Here is a 15,897-nt window from a genome sequence, read left to right on the forward strand (position 1 = left end):
AGTTAGTGCATGAGACAGCCAGCCAAAGGAGCGTGAAAATAATGACCGGAGAACCTGGTTTACAGCCTGACGTCAGCATGCAGAACTTTCGACGGATGCTGATCGTCTTCCTGGTGGTAATTAGCGGTGCAGTGCTGCTGGTGACCAGCTGGATCGTGCTCAATACCTGGGAACGGATGGTGAATGATACGCAAAATAATGCGCGTAACCTCTCTCAATCGGTGGCACGACAGTCAGAGGACTCTTTTCTTCAGGTCGAACTGACGCTTCAGGAGCTACGCGATCGTATCTCGCTGGTTGGCCTTGATGCGGAGCGGCAAGACAATCTGCGTAACCTGCTGATCGAGCGCAAAAGATCGCTGCCACAGCTGCATGGATTGTTCGTCTACGACAGTAAGGGAAACTGGGTAGTAACCTCTGAGGGACTGGTCCGTCAGCAGAGCAACAATAGCGACCGCGCCTATTTTCGTTACCATCAGCAGAATCCTGGCGATGCCGTGCATATCAGTGGAGTGATCCACAGCCGCACTAACGGCGATCTGATTATTCCGGTCTCAATGCGGCTGAACAACCTTGATGGCTCATTCCGTGGCGTGCTGCTTGGCACGCTGCGTATCGACTATTTCCGGCAAATTTTTGGCTACTACAATCTGGGCGATCGCGGTTTGATAGCGTTGCTGAGTAATGAAGGCAATGTGCTGTTTGCCCGCCCCTTCCCCGACAGCACCATCAACCACAATATTTCCAGAAGCCCGCTGTTTACCGAGCTGCTTAAAACGGCCCCCAACGGCACGGCCACCTATAAAGCGGCGCTGGACGGCGTTGAAAGGATATTTGGTTACGCCAGCCTGAAGCGCTACCCGCTGGTGGTCGCCGTAGGGTATGACCACAAAGCGCTGCTGCGTGCCTGGTTTGCCGATCTGCTGGTTTATCTTGTTTTATGCTGCCTGCTGCTGATGATTATCTTCGCGCTGGGCTATTTCCTGCTGCGTAACCTCAGCCAGAATATTCGCGATCAGGCGGAGCTGACGCGGGTGCGTGACCAGCTCACCACCATGAACCGCACCTTACAAACGCTGGCGCTGGTAGACAGCCTGACCGGGCTGGCGAACCGGCGGCAGTTCGATCTCTATCTTGAACGCTGCCTGGAGCGCGCCAGCAAGTTGCGCAAGCCGCTGGCGCTGCTGATGATCGATGTGGACTCCTTCAAGCGCTTTAATGACACCTACGGGCATCTGGCCGGTGATGATTGCCTGAAACGTGTCGGAGACGCCCTGCTGCAGGTCTCACATCGTTCGGACGACATGATTGCGCGCTATGGTGGAGAGGAATTTGCGGTGATCCTGCCCGGCAGCGATCGTGAGGGGGCCTTACGGTTTGCTGAATCGGCGCTTGCAGGGGTTACGGCGCTGGCTATTCCCCATGAGAGGAGCGATCATCCGGCGAAAATTGTCACGGTCAGCATCGGGCTGCACGTTATGGAGCGAGGTGTAATCGGGGATCCGCGACAGACTTTGATTGGCCAGGCTGATAAAGCGCTTTATCAAGCTAAAACCATGGGTAAAAATCGGGTTGAGGTGCTGTAGGTGAGGCCGTAACAGCCGCATAAAAAAGGGGATCTGGCGATCCCCTTACTCTTCCGGGCAGCAGATTAGTTGTTGATGCCCTGACTGCGCAGATAATCTTCGTAGTTACCGGTGAAATCATTGAATTTGCCCGGCGTCATTTCGATCACGCGGGTAGCCAGCGAGCTGACGAATTCACGGTCATGGGAAACAAATACCAGCGTCCCTTCATACATCTCCAGCGCCATATTGATCGCTTCAATGGATTCCATATCAAGGTGGTTGGTCGGTTCATCCATGATCAGCACGTTCGGTTTTTGCATCATCAGCTTACCAAACAGCATGCGGCCCTTTTCGCCTCCGGAGAGCACTTTAGCGGGCTTCTTGATATCATCCTGGCTGAAGAGTAATCGACCCAGGATACCGCGCACGGCCTGCTCGTCATCGCTCTCCTGCTTCCACTGGCTCATCCAGTCGAACACGCTCAGGTCATCGGCGAAGTCGTGGGCGTGATCCTGCGCGTAGTAGCCAATCTGCGCATTTTCAGACCATTTCACTTCACCCGCATCCGGCTGCAGTTCTCCTACCAGCGTTTTCAGCAGCGTGGTTTTACCGATACCGTTGGGTCCGAGGATAGCCAGCTTCTCGCCCACTTCCAGCAGCAGGTTGACGTTTTTAAACAGCGGCCCCTGGTCGAAGCCTTTGGTCAGCGACTCCAGCTGCAGGGCGTTACGGAACAGCTTTTTATCCTGATCAAAACGGATAAACGGGTTCTGACGGCTGGAGGCTTTAACCTCCTCAAGCTTGATTTTATCGATCTGCTTGGCACGGGAAGTTGCCTGGCGCGATTTAGAGGCGTTGGCGCTGAAGCGGCTGACAAACGACTGCAGTTCGTTGATCTGCGCTTTTTTCTTGGCGTTATCAGAGAGCAGACGCTCACGCGACTGTGTCGCTGCGGTCATATATTCGTCGTAGTTGCCCGGATAAACGCGCAGTTCACCGTAGTCCAGATCCGCCATGTGAGTACAGACCATGTTCAGGAAGTGGCGGTCATGCGAAATAATGATCATGGTGCTGTTACGCTCGTTCAGCACCTGCTCCAGCCAGCGAATAGTATCGATGTCCAGGTTGTTCGTAGGTTCGTCGAGCAGCAGGATTTCCGGATTAGAGAAGAGCGCCTGTGCCAACAGCACGCGCAGTTTCCAGCCTGGTGCGACTTCGCTCATCGGGCCGTAATGCTGCTCCAGCGGAATGCCCACGCCTAACAGCAGTTCGCCCGCGCGCGCTTCTGCGGTGTAACCGTCCATTTCGCCATATTTGACTTCCAGGTCAGCGACTTTGTATCCATCTTCCTCGGTCATTTCTGGCAGCGAGTAGATGCGGTCACGCTCCTCTTTCACTTCCCACAGCTCGCCGTGGCCCATGATCACCGTATCCAGCACGGTATATTGTTCAAAGGCGAACTGATCCTGACGCAGCTTACCGATACGCTCGTTAGGATCGAGCGACACGTTGCCGCCAGAAGGAACCAAATCCCCGCCCAGAATTTTCATAAAGGTGGACTTGCCGCTACCGTTGGCACCGATCAGGCCATAGCGGTTACCGCCGCCAAATTTGACAGAGATGTTTTCGAACAGCGGCTTACTGCCAAACTGCATGGTGACGTTGCTGGAAACTAGCACAGGATTGCCTTTCGTTTGCGATGGAGAATGTGAACCAGCGCGCATTATGCCAAAAAAAAGGGGCGGCGAATACACCGCCACCCCGCAGAGCATGGTTAGTTTTCGTTAATGGCTTTCCAGCTCACGTTTTGGCGCCGGCATCGGCCGGGTTTCCACATCATCGCTCAGCCAGTCGTGCAGGTAATGTTCAATCTGTTCCAGGCTGCGGTTACGGGTTTCCGGTACGCATTTGATCACGAAGACCGCCCCGAAAAGCCCGACAAAGGCGAAGATAAAGAAGGCACCTGACAGCCCCACCGTCGCCAGAAGCACCGGGAAGGCGAGTGAAATAAGGAAGTTGGCGATCCACATGGCGAAAACGGCACCGCCCATAAAGATGCCGCGCAGGCGCGTCGGGAAGATTTCTGACAGCAGCAGCCAGGTAACAGGAGAGAGCGCGCCCTGCTGGAAGCTCAGAAACATCAGCATACCCAGCAGCACCAGGTAGCCACGGAAGACGTCAACTTCACCGTTAATCGTTTCCGGCATCAGGTAGCTTACGGCGCCGATAAACAGCAGGCAGGCGGTACAGCCGAACTGGCCGATCATGGTCATCGTGCGACGCCCAATTTTCCCCAGCAGCCAGATACCCACAAAAGTCATCAGTACCGAGATAGCGCCGTTAGCGATAGTAGCGAACAGCGCCGCATCGGTACTCATCCCCACGGCCTTCAGCATAGTGGGAGCGTAATACATAATGGTGTTAACGCCGGAGAGTTGCTGAATGACCGCCACGCCCACACCAATCAGGAACAGCTTAAACAGCCAGGGCTTTTTCAGCTCACGCAGGCTGGGCGGCGCTCTGTTTTCATCTTCCGTGAGCGTCTCCTCAATTTCGGTCATCTCCCACTCCACGTCGCCTTTGGCGCGCGTGCGTTCCAGCACTTTACGCGCCTCAGCCAGCCGTCCTTTCATCGCATACCAGCGTGGCGTATCGGGCATAAACATCATGCCGAACCAGAGCGCTACGGCAGGAATAGTGGCGATGGCCAGCATCCAGCGCCAGGTGCTTTCGCCGCCCCACGCCGCGTTAAACCCGGCGTTGGAGATATAAGCCAGCATCTGGCCGGAAACGATCATTAATTCCTGCAGCGTTACCAGCTGTCCGCGTTTATTGGCCGGGGCAATTTCCGCAATATAGACCGGCACCGTGGCAGCGGCGCCACCCACGGCAACGCCCAGTACCAGGCGGAAGAAAATCATCCAGTGCACATCCGGTGCCAGTGAAGTTCCTAACGCCCCGGCGGCGAAGATCACCGCAAGGATAATGATGATTTTCCTGCGCCCGGCAGCAGCAGCGAAATGACCAGCGAAGAGCGCGCCAAACGCTGCGCCAAACAGCAGAGAGCTGGTGACCAGGCCGGTGGTGAACGGCGTTAAATGCAGCTCATTCCCCATAAACAGCAGCGCACCGGAAATTACCCCGGTGTCATAACCAAACAGCAGGCCGCCCAGCGTGGCGATAACGGCGATGACTTTTACAAAGGGTTCGGTTGGGGTCTCACTGTTGGGGCCAGAGGCCCGACTGGGGCTAATGTACTGTTCTTTTGCCATGGTGGTTTTCTACCTCTTATTCTTACCGGGTGGAAAGGAACGGGTCAGAGAAGTTACGATGCCGTAACACTCAACTGGTATGGCAAACAATTTAGTTTATTTTTTTCATTTTAATTAACAATGAAAATTAAATTTTGAGACCTGGCGCGCATCTCACCGGCCGTTCTGTGACCAGTAGCGCATATATGAGCTGTAAACCTTGTCAGGAGCCAGGAGTCATGTGCGGGAATGAAACTGTTTAAATTTTATCCATTCACATTTAGAAAATACGTTTCAGTTTGCTGACGCGCTGACCTCTCCTTTCTCCGCCTGCTCGCTGCGTGGGCCACTGATTTAAAAAATAAATGGGTTACGCTGCCACCGCCCGCAATATGTGTCATTAAAACCATACCGGCCACGGGGCTGCGGAAGTGGAAAACAGGAGTCAGGAGTCAGGAGTCAGGAGTCAGGAGTCAGGAGTCAGGAGTCAGGAGTCAGGAGTCAGGAGTCAGGAGTCAGGAGTCAGGAGTCAGGAAAAGTGTAAGAAGGGTATCGCCAGACCATAAACTATTTTCTTTTATGGCCTGACGATCCCTGCACAGCATGAACGCGAGTAGCAGTCGTTTACTACTGAATCGGCTTATCCGCCTGTTCAGCAGGTCCAAACACCGAATAGTCCGGCATCTGCACGTTTTGATAGAGTTCCCAGCCGCCGCCCAGCGCCTTGTAGAGCGCCACCAGGTCCAGGCTGCTTTGCACCCTTGCCTGGGCTGCCTGCTGCTTCGCCTGTGCCAGCTGTCGCTGCGCATCCAGCGCATCAATAAACGAAGAGAGTCCCTGTCTGTAGCTGTCGTTCGCCAGCGTAAAGGCGTTCTGCAGCGCCTCCGCGGTTTGATCCAGCCCCTCAACCCGTTGCTGATCGGTGCGATAGCTGACCAGTGCGTTCTCCACATCCTGCAGAGCCGTCAGCACGGTCTGGCGATAGCCCAGAGCGGCGCTGGCCTGCTCGGCCCTGGCCAGCTTAACGCTGGAAACCAGCCGGCCGCCCTGGAAAATCGGGATGGAGACTGAAGGACCGAAGCTGTAGAAATGGCTGCTCCAGTTATCAAGATAGCTGACGTCGGTATTGCGCATGCCGAACTGGCCGGTGAGGGAAAGGTCCGGGAAGAGCTGCGCTACCGAGACGCCGATGCTGGCGGTAGCGGCGTGCAGCTGGGCTTCCGCCTGGCGGACATCCGGTCTGCGCCTCGCCAGCGTGGAAGGCAGCCCGACCGGCACCACCTCAGGCAATGGCGGCAACGCTTTGTTCGCCATCAGCTCACTATCCAGCGCGCCGGGCGGTTTGCCCGTCAGCACGGCCAGGCCATTCAGCGCCTGATGAATTTGCGACTCATATTGCGGTAGCTGTGCGCGCAGTGAATGGAGCTGAGCACGAGCATTCTCCACATTCATCTGTGGAGCCAGGCCATTGCGCTGCTGGCTCTGGGTCAAATCCAGCGTCTGCTGTGCGACCTCAATCTGCGTTTGCACCGTCTGGCTGACGGATTGCGCGCCGCGAAGCTGCAGATAGGTCCTGGCGACTTCCGCCTCAAGCGAAACCAGCGCATCGTTGCGGCTCTCTACCGACTCCTGCTGCCGCGCGTCGGCCATCTCAACCTGGCGACGCACTTTGCCCCATAAATCCAGCTCCCAGGAGGCATCAAAACTGCCCTGATAGAGCGCAACGGGCTGCGTCAGTTCGTTCAGCGCGGAGCTGATCTCCGGGTCTACCTGATTTGCCTGGTTATAGACGCCGTTGGACTCCAGCTCGCCTTTGATCCCCAACTGTTGGCGTTGAGCAGAAAGATTGCCGTTAACCGAGGGTAGCCAGGCACCGCGCGCCTGATTCAGTTGCTGACGTGAACCGGCAATGCGCAGCACAGCCTGCTGCAGGCTCAGGTTTCCGGCAATGGCGCGATCGATCAGGCTGTCCAGCTGAGGATCGTTAAATGATTTCCACCAGCTCGGGTTGGTCACCGTCGCCTGAGGATTGGAACCGCTGCCGGATTGAATATTGTTAAACGATCCCGGCATCACAGGCTTTGGCGCCTGATAATCAGGCCCGACGGAGCAGGCCGACAGCGCCAGCGCGGTCAGCACCACGCTAAGCCGCGAACGCAGGAAAAGAGGGGAAACGTTCATGTCAGTGTGCTCCAGCACTGCCCTCGCTCTTAATCGGCGTAAGCAGTAAACAAAAAGGAATAAGGACCAGGGCAACAATACTGAGGCCCATAAAGACGTCGATATAGGCCAGAATGCGCGCCTGGGCGATCATCTCCTGATAGAGCTGTCCGGTGGCGATAGTAACCGGATCGCCCACCGCAGAGGTAAAGTCCCTGACGCCCTGTGCCCAGCGCTCTACGGTCAGATTAAACTGCTCGTTGAGCGGGGACATGTTATGCACCATATGTGCGCTGCGCACCTGCTCTCTTTCGGTAATCATCGCTGTGGAGAGCGAGATGCCTATCGAGCCTGCCACGTTACGGCACATGGTAAACAATGCCGAGGCGTCGGCGTTCAGACGCTGCGGAATGGTCACAAAAGCGATGGTTGTCAGCGGCACAAACAGGAAGCCCAGCCCGATGGTCTGCGCGCTACGCATCATCACCAGCGTGGTGAAATCCACATCTGGCGTCAGCGTGGCGGAATAAACAAATGAGACAAACAAGCAGGTAAAACCGAAAGCAATCAGCCAGCGCGTCTGCACAATCGGCATCAGCTTCAGCACCAGCGGGATCGAGAGCACAATCAGCACCGCGCCGGGCGACAGCACCAGCCCTGACCAGGTCGCCGTGTAGCCTAAATCCTGCTGCGCCAGCTGCGGGATCACCACCGAACTGCCGTAAAGGATGGCGGCCATCCCCGCCATCAGGATGCTTGCCACAGCAAAGTTCTTATCCTTAAGACAGTGCAGATCCACCACCGGTTTTTTCGCATAGAGCAGCCAGTAGACGGCACCCACCAGGCCAATAGAGGTGAGCACGGCAAAGGTGATAATGAAATTAGAGTGGAACCAGTCATCATCTTCACCGCGATCCAGCATCACCTGCAGGCAGCCCAGGCCGAGGGTGATAAGACCGATACCGATGTAATCGATATTCAGTTTCCCCTTCGCCTGCTTACGCTCCCACGGCGGATCTTCCAGCAATTGATAAATTGCCAGCACGCTGAAAATCCCCACCGGAATGTTGATGAAGAAGACCCAACGCCAGCTGTAATTATCCGTTATCCAGCCGCCAAGCGTGGGACCCAGTACCGGCGCCACGATAATGGCGATAGAAGAGAGTCCAAACGCCTTGCCGCGATCGGCGGGTTTGAAATAATCCAGCAGTACCGACTGCTGCACCGGCTGTAACCCGCCGCCAAAGAAGCCCTGCAATACCCTGAACAGGATGATCTGCCAGAGTTCGGTAGCGATGCCGCACAGGAAGGAGCAGATGGTAAACATCACGATACAGATCAGGAAGAACTGCTTACGCCCTAATGCCCGGCTGAGAAAGGCAGAGATCGGCAGCACGATGCCGTTAGCCACCAGATAAGAGGTCAAAACCCAGGTGGATTCGTCGTAGCTTGAAGAGAGCGAACCGGCAACGTGCGGCAGCGCCACGTTGACGATGGTGGTGTCCAGAATCTCCATAAACACCGCCAGCGTCACCGTCATCGCGACCAGCCAGGGGTTGCTGGCCGGTTGCCAGCTCTGGCTGTGACTCATTCCACCGTGACCTTAGGTTCAACCGACAGACCCAGCGGCAGCGGTTTATTGGGATCCAGCCCCTTATCCACCACGATTTTCACCGGCACACGCTGAACGATCTTCACGTAGTTGCCGGTGGCGTTTTCCGATGGGAAGGCGGAGAAGCGCGAGCCGGAGCCCATCTGAATACTGTCCACATGCCCTTCCAGCTTCATATCTGGCCAGGCATCCACGGTGATCTCTACTTTGTCGCCCGGATTCATCCGCTCAAGCTGCGACTCTTTAAAGTTGGCGGTGATCCAGACATCCGGCGAAACCAGGGAGAAGAGTGATGACCCTGCCTGAACCAGCGTACCCACCTGCACATTACGTTTGGTGACAAACCCATCGTAAGGCGCGCGCACTTCGGTATAGGAAAGATTGAGGTTGGCGGTATTGAGCTGTGCCTGCGCCTGTGCAACCTGCTGCTGGCGGGCCTCAACATTGGTCTCCTGCTGGCGGATTTGCAGTTGGATCTGCGAAGCCACTTCCACCTGCGCCTTAGCGCTTTCAAGTTCAGCGCGTGCGCTTCTTAACTGCGAGTTGGCGGCGTCGATATTACGCTGCGAGGTGGCACGGGGATCAACGCCGCGCTGACGCTTGTAATCTTCCTGCGCGTTCAGGTAGTTCGCTTGAGCTTTGGCCTGCTGGGCCAGCGCCTGATCTTTCTGCGCCGGATACTGCACCTTAGAGAGCGCCAGCGAAGCCTGCGCCTGATGAAGCTGTGCGACAGCCAGCCCAAGCTGCGCCTGAGCCTGATCGCGTTGCGCCGTATTGTCCCTGGGATCGATAACCACCAGCAGATCGCCCTTCTTCACCCGCTGGTTATCTTTAACCAGCAGTTTCGTTACGTAACCGGAGGCTTTTGGTGCGATGGTCACCGCATCAGATTCCGTGAAAGCGTCATCGGTGGTTTCGATATTGCGCGTAGTGAACCAGAACCAGAGCGCCACAATAATCGCAATCACCACCACCACTGCCAGGATGATCAGCGGCTTTTTACCGGGGCGCTTACGTTCAGGCTGTGAATTGTCCTGCTGCTGCTCTTCGTCGTCCTGCTGACGCTGCTGGTCTTCAGACTCATTGTTCGATTGATTAGCCATAATTCTCATCAGTTAGCAAAGGTCCTGACGGACCTGAAAACATACAAGCTGCCTTAACCATAGATGGAAAACTGACAAAATCAAACGCAGCTTTACGCCACTATACATGAAGCGATTTTAGCGACGTAATCAAGGGGATGAATTCAGATAAACCTGAACTTAAACCGCATTTAATAACAAAAGCAGTCCCCAGCCCGCCGCCATAGCCCAGAGCAGCATGGGCAGGGAATAGAGGTGAAAATGCCACCAGATGGCGCGGTCTTTGGCCATGCGCAGAGCAATCAGATTAGCCAGTGAGCCGGGCAGCAGGCCAAAGCCGCCAATGTTGACCGCCCAGGCAAGCAGCGTGGTGGCCGGCAGCGTGCTCAACAGCAGGATAGTGGCGGGAACATTGCTGATAATCTGCGACAGGCCAATGGCAAGCAGATAGTGCCCGGCAGGCGGTAAGGTAGAGATCTGGTGAAGAGATGACTGCAGAAAAGGCAAATGCGTCAGTAAATGCACATCGATAAACATGGCGATAAAGACCGTAATCAGGCTCCAGTCTAGCGTCAGCAGGATACGCCGCTCCTTTACCAGGAAAATGGCAAACACCAGCAGCAAGCCCCAGATGGCCCAATCCAACTCTAACGCCAACAGAAAGACGCCATACAGCAATACGCTGACGATCAGCAAAGGCCGTTGCCACTGCGGCGTTTCCTGCTCAGCAGCAGATCCAATCTTTTTGCCAGAGAAGCAGCAGGCGGTAAGCAGTAGTAAACTGCCAACCATTACCGCAGCCAGCGGCACCATTTGCCAGACAAATCCGACAAAACCAGTACCGGCATGGCGCCACAGTAAAATATTTTGCGGATTGCCGATCGGGGTTAGCAGCGATCCTGCATTAACGGCCAGTGCCTCAAAAATGATGATTCTGGTTACCGGCAGGGCGGAGTAGCGCCGCAGCGAAAGCGTTAAAGGCACCAGGATAAAAAGAGCCACATCGTTGGTCAGGAAGGTAGAGAGCAGCGCCGAGGCGGCCACCAGAAAGAGTGCCAGCGTACGCTGCCGGTGGAATCTCTTAACCAGCCGCCGTCCCAGCACGTCAAAATAGCCGCTGGTCTCGATGCCTTTGGTCAGCATCAGCAGGCCGCAGAGCGTAATAATGGTCGGCCAGTCAACGGCTGATGGCAGCGCCCGCAGTGAGAACGGGGCAAAACAGGCCAGAATCAGCCCCAGCAAAACTAACAGATGCAAAAAGCGATCGTGCAGAAAAGGTCTGAGGAGCGTTGTCATACAGACTCACTGAACCGGTTATTATTATTGACGGCTTTCGTAAAACTGCTGAAATATAGCCAGCGTTTCATCACTGACATGATGCTCAAGGCCTTCCGCATCGCGGCGGGCGGTATCGGGACTGATCCCCAGCGCCAGCAGGAACGTCTCCACAATGTAATGCCGTTTGCGGCTCTCTTCCGCCAGCGCTTCCCCTTCAGCAGTAAGAAATACGCCGCGATAAGGGACCTGCTCTACCAGTCCACCTCCGGCGAGCCTTTTCAGCATTTTGGCAACGGTAGGTTGAGAAACCCCAAGACGGGCCGCCATGTCGACCTGACGGGCTTCGCCAAATTCGCGGATCAGATCGGAAATCAGCTCAACATAGTCATCGATCAGCTCGCGACGATGGGCCTCACGCACCTGGCGAAAGCCTTCGACATGCTCTTCGATATCTTTTAGTGGCGCGGGCACTGCACTTTTTGCGCGACGACTCATTCAGCTTCCTCTTCTTATTCTCTGATGCCTGTAACGCTCGCACCAGTCATGGGTGCCACATTGTAAACGAAGCTCAAAGAAGCACAAATTTTCGCGTAAATTCACGTAATAGCTCTGGCTACAAAATATAGCCCGTGCTATACCTGATTATAAAGTGAACGGAGGAAATTTGATGAAAAAGCCACTTTTACTCAAGCTGCTTGGTCGCTCACCGTTTACGCTACGCCTGATGCTACTGGAGATGTTAACGGAACAGACCTCGCCTTCTCCTCACAAGCAGCCATAAAAAAATCCGCCACTTTGGGCGGATTTTTTATTGCACCAGCCAGGCTGGGCTTGAGGACAACAGCTTAGAAGCTGTAGCCTACGCCTGCAATCCAGGTGCCAACGTCAACGTTGCGGATGCGGCTCTGCTCGTAACCAACGTCCAGAGCAACGTTTTCGATGCCTGGGTTGAACTGCATGCCAGCACCGTAGGAGAAGCCTACGTCGCTTGAATCAGATTTGTCACGGGCTGGACCATTTTCCTGGAACTTGCCGTAACCGATACCAACAACGCCGTAGATGCTTGCCCAGTCGTTCAGACGGTAAGCAGGACCACCGGTGATGCCGTAGTACTGGCCTTTGTTATAAACGCCAGCGTCAGTGCGGTCTTTTTCGGTGTAGGTGAAAGAGCCAATCCAACCCAGTGGATCGTTACCGTTTTCGTAACGGTATTTCAGGTTGAAGCCGTTTGCTTTGTTAGCAACGCCCTGGTAGTCGCTTTGAGCGTAACCGCCAGAAACAGTGCTTTGCGCCATTGCTGAACCAGCAGAAACTGCCAGTACGCAAGCCAGTGCTGAAAGACATGCAATTTTTTTCATAACCACCTCAAATGTGAAAAGACTTATTCTCCTGACAACGCTGAAAATATAACAAAACTCAGCCAGAAACTCTGCCTTGAATTTGTTGTCCAATACAATGTTTGGTGTAACAGGACGTTAATGATGTATCGTATGTCATTCTTTTCTCTTATATTTATTGAGTTCCCCTCTTGTCTTATCGTTAATGTAAAAAAATGTTCATTAATGTAAAAAAATGTTCATTGAGATAATTCTTAATTAAACCTGACATTTCTTTACCAAATCGGCCCTGTTTTTCGACCCAAATTTACTTTTTTTAGCCTTTGTCGCTACGTTTTCACTGCCCTTCCAGTACACTTCAGGGAACTTTTTCCCGCTTTGATGGACGAATAAGGTTGGTATACAGGATGTCTTCCTTCGACAAATCTCCGATCTGGCTCCCGGTGCTGGTGCTCTTGATAGCGATGACCTCTATTCAGGGCGGCGCGGCGCTGGCTAAAACGCTGTTCCCGCTAGTGGGGGCTCCCGGTATTACCGCTCTGCGTCTGGGGCTGGGGACGCTGATCCTCTGCGCCATCTTTAAGCCATGGCGTCTACGTTTTACCCGACAGCAGCTTTTGCCGTTGTGCCTTTATGGCCTGGCGCTGGGGGGCATGAACTACAGTTTTTATCTGGCGCTGCGCACCGTCCCTCTGGGTATCGCCGTTGCGCTGGAGTTTACCGGCCCCTTAGCGCTGGCGCTGGCTGGTTCCAGGCGTCCGTCAGATTTTATCTGGGTGCTGCTTGCCCTGCTGGGTTTATGGCTACTGCTGCCGATTGGCAAAGCGATCTCCAGCGTGGATCCCAAAGGCGCCCTGCTGGCCGTTCTTGCCGGTGCGTTCTGGGCGCTTTATATCCTTGCAGGTAAACGGGCGGGAGCTGAGCATGGCCCGGCCACGGTAGCGATGGGATCGCTGATTGCCTCGGTGATTTTTGTGCCGCTGGGTCTTGCCTACGCCAGCGCAGGCATCTGGACGCTTTCGCTGATTCCACTGGCGATAGCCATTGCCATTCTCTCCAGCGCCCTGCCCTACTCTCTGGAGATGATCGCCCTGACTCGCCTGCCGGCAAAAACCTTCGGCACCTTAATGAGCCTGGAGCCCGCAATGGCAGCCTTATCAGGTATGCTTTTTTTAGGGGAAGTGTTGTCATTAATTCAGTGGCTTGGCCTGCTGGCCATTATCCTGGCTTCGGCAGGTTCAACGTTAATGATGCGCCCTGCAAAACAAAAAATTGATCCTGTTTGCGAGCTAAGAGAATAAAATCTGTAACCTGGTTATCAGGACGGCTTCTTTTTAATAGCGCGCACTGAGTTGGCGCAGTTTGATTAGATATTGATGAGATAAGTGCTCGCTGAAATATTTAGCAAGAGTTGCTCATTAAAAATAACAGACGGCGCGCTTATGTTCCGCCGTTATAAGAATATTACCTTATATCAGTAAGATAACCACCTTAACGAGAGTGATAATTTTTATCACTCTCGTTGTTTGCTGTAAATTCTCCTTATTAATGGGACTGGTTGAGCAAAAAGGCCGCTGCTATTTAACCAATAGGTAGTAACTTTCCGGCAGAGTGTGAAACCGGTGCTATACTTAATACCGTACTTAATTAGGACAACCAACATTAAGAGGATAATAATGATGAGTACCGCTAAACTGGTTAAAGCAAAATCTTCTGATCTGATTTACACCCGCAACAACGTGGCTGACGACGAGAAAAGAGCCACCATTGAGGTGCTTAATCGTCTGGTTACCGAATTCATTGATTTGTCCCTGATCACCAAGCAGGCGCACTGGAACATGCGCGGCGGAAACTTTATTGGCGTGCACGAAATGCTGGATGGTTTCCGTACGGCGATTACTGATCATCAGGATACCATCGCTGAGCGCGTGGTTCAGCTGGGCGGCGTTGCGCTGGGTACCTCGCAGATTGTTAGCGACAGAACACCACTGCAGAGCTATCCGCTGAATATTCATAGCGTGCAGGATCACCTGAAAGCGCTGGCGGAACGTTATGCTGTGGTGGCTAACGATACCCGCAAAGCCATCAGCGAAGTTGAAGATGAAGACACTGCAGATATCTTTACCGCGGCCTCACGCGATCTGGATAAATTCCTGTGGTTCATCGAATCTAACATCGAGTAAGTTTTGCCTTTTGCCGCGCCTTCTGGCGTGGCGTCATAGAGCAACATTCAGGAGCAGATGAGGCCTTTCATCTGCTCTTTTGCATTGGAGGAGCTAAGTATGGCAAGCGGATGGGCACATGATGATGCCGTTCAGGAGCAGATTGACTCCACTATTGAAGATGCCGTAACGCGTGCACGCCAGGCAATGCACAGCGGTGAAAGCGCAGAATTTTGCGAGAACTGCGGTGAAGCGATTCCGGAAGCGCGTCGCGTGGCTTTACCGGGCGTCCATTTCTGCGTGCAATGTCAGCAGCAACGTGACAAGCAGCAGGCTAGTACGCTTTATAATCGTCGTGGCAGTAAAGACAGCCAGCTGCGCTGAGCGTTAATTATCAAAATCAGATCTGTTTAACAAATTACATCACCTCTCTCTTACTTTTCTTTCTCATTCTCTCCTGTTTTGCTACAAAAGCCATTGCACCAAAATAATGCCACCGCACCATTATTAAGCCCCATAATGGTGCGTCATAAGCATTACCTCTCCCCCTGCCAGGTTAAATTGACTTAACGTGCTGTTTTTAATATATTTTGAAAACCTGGCATAATTTTTTCATATGGCTTGACACCCAATCGGGCAAAGAACTTGCCCGACGGCAAAAAGGATTAAAAGATGAAGTCGATTGTTAAATTTTCCCTGGCTGCGCTGACGCTTGCGTTCTCCCTCTCTTCTACCGCCGCAGAAAAGAAACTGGTGGTTGCCACTGATACTGCCTTTGTCCCGTTCGAATTTAAGCAGGGCGACAAGTATGTCGGTTTTGATGTAGACCTCTGGGACGCTATTGCCAAACAGCTGAACATTGAATATACCCTCAAGCCAATGGATTTCAGTGGCATTATTCCTGCGCTGCAGACCCGTAATATCGATCTGGCGCTGGCCGGTATCACCATCACCGATGAACGTAAAAAAGCGATCGAGTTCTCTGATGGTTACTATAAAAGCGGCCTGCTGGTGATGGTGAAAGCGAATAACGACAAGATCAAAAGCATTGACGATCTGAACGGCAAAGTGGTTGCGGTTAAGAGCGGGACAGGCTCGGTGGATTACGCTAAGCAACATATCAAATCCAAAGATCTGCGCCAGTTCCCCAATATTGATAACGCCTACATGGAGCTGGGCACCAACCGTGCTGATGCGGTTCTGCATGACACGCCAAACATTCTCTACTTCATCAATACCGCCGGTAAAGGCCAGTTCAAAGCTGTAGGCGACTCTCTTGAAGCCCAGCAATATGGTATCGCTTTCCCTAAAGGCAGTGACGACCTGCGTGAAAAGGTGAATGGCGCCCTGAAAACCCTGCGTGAGAACGGCACCTACAACACCCTCTATAAAAAATGGTTCGGCAGCGATCCTAAATAATTTTTGCCCTCTTTTACGCAGGCGTCTG

General features: G+C 53.7%; 13 protein-coding genes. 5 read left to right on the plus strand and 8 right to left on the minus strand.

All coding sequences use genetic code 11. From position 1 onward, the window contains the following. The first annotated feature begins 41 nt into the window (after nt 1-41). Nucleotides 42-1,586 carry a sensor domain-containing diguanylate cyclase gene (locus Q3V30_RS14375; protein ID WP_306206704.1) on the plus strand — a complete coding sequence of 515 codons (1,545 nt, stop codon included), beginning with the start codon at nt 42-44 and terminating at the stop codon, nt 1,584-1,586. A 65-nt stretch (nt 1,587-1,651) separates the two neighbouring features. Here Q3V30_RS14375 and Q3V30_RS14380 read toward each other — a convergent pair whose 3' ends face one another. From Q3V30_RS14380 to ompX, 8 genes are all read right to left on the minus strand, one after another. Next, entirely contained in the window at nt 1,652-3,247 is a 1,596-nt protein-coding gene (locus Q3V30_RS14380; RefSeq protein ID WP_306206705.1) for an ABC-F family ATPase, read from the minus strand. A gap of 105 nt (nt 3,248-3,352) precedes the next feature. Beyond that, nucleotides 3,353-4,840 (minus strand): sugar porter family MFS transporter, encoded by a 1,488-nt coding sequence (locus Q3V30_RS14385; RefSeq protein ID WP_306206708.1) that lies wholly within the window; start codon nt 4,838-4,840, stop codon nt 3,353-3,355. A 606-nt stretch (nt 4,841-5,446) separates the two neighbouring features. Then, entirely contained in the window at nt 5,447-7,000 is a 1,554-nt protein-coding gene (locus Q3V30_RS14390) for an efflux transporter outer membrane subunit (RefSeq protein WP_306206711.1), read from the minus strand. A gap of 1 nt (nt 7,001) precedes the next feature. Beyond that, nucleotides 7,002-8,570, minus strand: coding sequence for a DHA2 family efflux MFS transporter permease subunit (locus tag Q3V30_RS14395; RefSeq protein ID WP_306206713.1), 1,569 nt, complete (start codon nt 8,568-8,570; stop codon nt 7,002-7,004). Further along, nucleotides 8,567-9,694, minus strand: coding sequence for an HlyD family secretion protein (locus Q3V30_RS14400; RefSeq protein ID WP_306206715.1), 1,128 nt, complete (start codon nt 9,692-9,694; stop codon nt 8,567-8,569). The genes Q3V30_RS14395 and Q3V30_RS14400 overlap by 4 nt, the downstream gene beginning before the upstream one ends. A 159-nt stretch (nt 9,695-9,853) precedes the next feature. After that, nucleotides 9,854-10,969, minus strand: a complete 1,116-nt coding sequence (locus Q3V30_RS14405; RefSeq protein ID WP_306206716.1) for an SLC13 family permease — start codon at nt 10,967-10,969, stop codon at nt 9,854-9,856. Between the two features lie 24 nt (nt 10,970-10,993). Further along, complete coding sequence (mntR, locus tag Q3V30_RS14410) at nt 10,994-11,446, minus strand: manganese-binding transcriptional regulator MntR (RefSeq protein ID WP_306206718.1); 453 nt, start codon at nt 11,444-11,446, stop codon at nt 10,994-10,996. Nucleotides 11,447-11,796: 350 nt separating this feature from the next. Continuing rightward, nucleotides 11,797-12,309 (minus strand): outer membrane protein OmpX, encoded by a 513-nt coding sequence (gene ompX, locus Q3V30_RS14415; RefSeq protein WP_306206720.1) that lies wholly within the window; start codon nt 12,307-12,309, stop codon nt 11,797-11,799. A 386-nt stretch (nt 12,310-12,695) separates the two neighbouring features. Here ompX and rhtA point away from each other — a divergent pair, with 386 nt between their 5' ends. From rhtA to glnH, 4 genes are all read left to right on the plus strand, one after another. Beyond that, the gene (gene rhtA / locus Q3V30_RS14420) at nt 12,696-13,589 is read left to right on the plus strand and encodes a threonine/homoserine exporter RhtA (protein WP_306206722.1); all 894 of its coding nucleotides are present in this window, start codon (nt 12,696-12,698) and stop codon (nt 13,587-13,589) included. Nucleotides 13,590-13,967: 378 nt separating this feature from the next. Then, nucleotides 13,968-14,471: a DNA starvation/stationary phase protection protein Dps gene (gene dps / locus Q3V30_RS14425; RefSeq protein ID WP_306213215.1), complete on the plus strand. Its 504-nt coding sequence runs from the start codon at nt 13,968-13,970 to the stop codon at nt 14,469-14,471. Nucleotides 14,472-14,570: 99 nt separating this feature from the next. Further along, entirely contained in the window at nt 14,571-14,834 is a 264-nt protein-coding gene (locus tag Q3V30_RS14430; protein ID WP_306206724.1) for a DksA/TraR family C4-type zinc finger protein, read from the plus strand. Nucleotides 14,835-15,122: 288 nt separating this feature from the next. After that, nucleotides 15,123-15,869 (plus strand): glutamine ABC transporter substrate-binding protein GlnH, encoded by a 747-nt coding sequence (glnH, locus tag Q3V30_RS14435; protein WP_306206726.1) that lies wholly within the window; start codon nt 15,123-15,125, stop codon nt 15,867-15,869. The last annotated feature ends 28 nt before the right edge of the window (nt 15,870-15,897 follow it).

This window comes from Erwinia pyri (genome assembly GCF_030758455.1).
Taxonomy (GTDB): domain Bacteria; phylum Pseudomonadota; class Gammaproteobacteria; order Enterobacterales; family Enterobacteriaceae; genus Erwinia; species Erwinia pyri.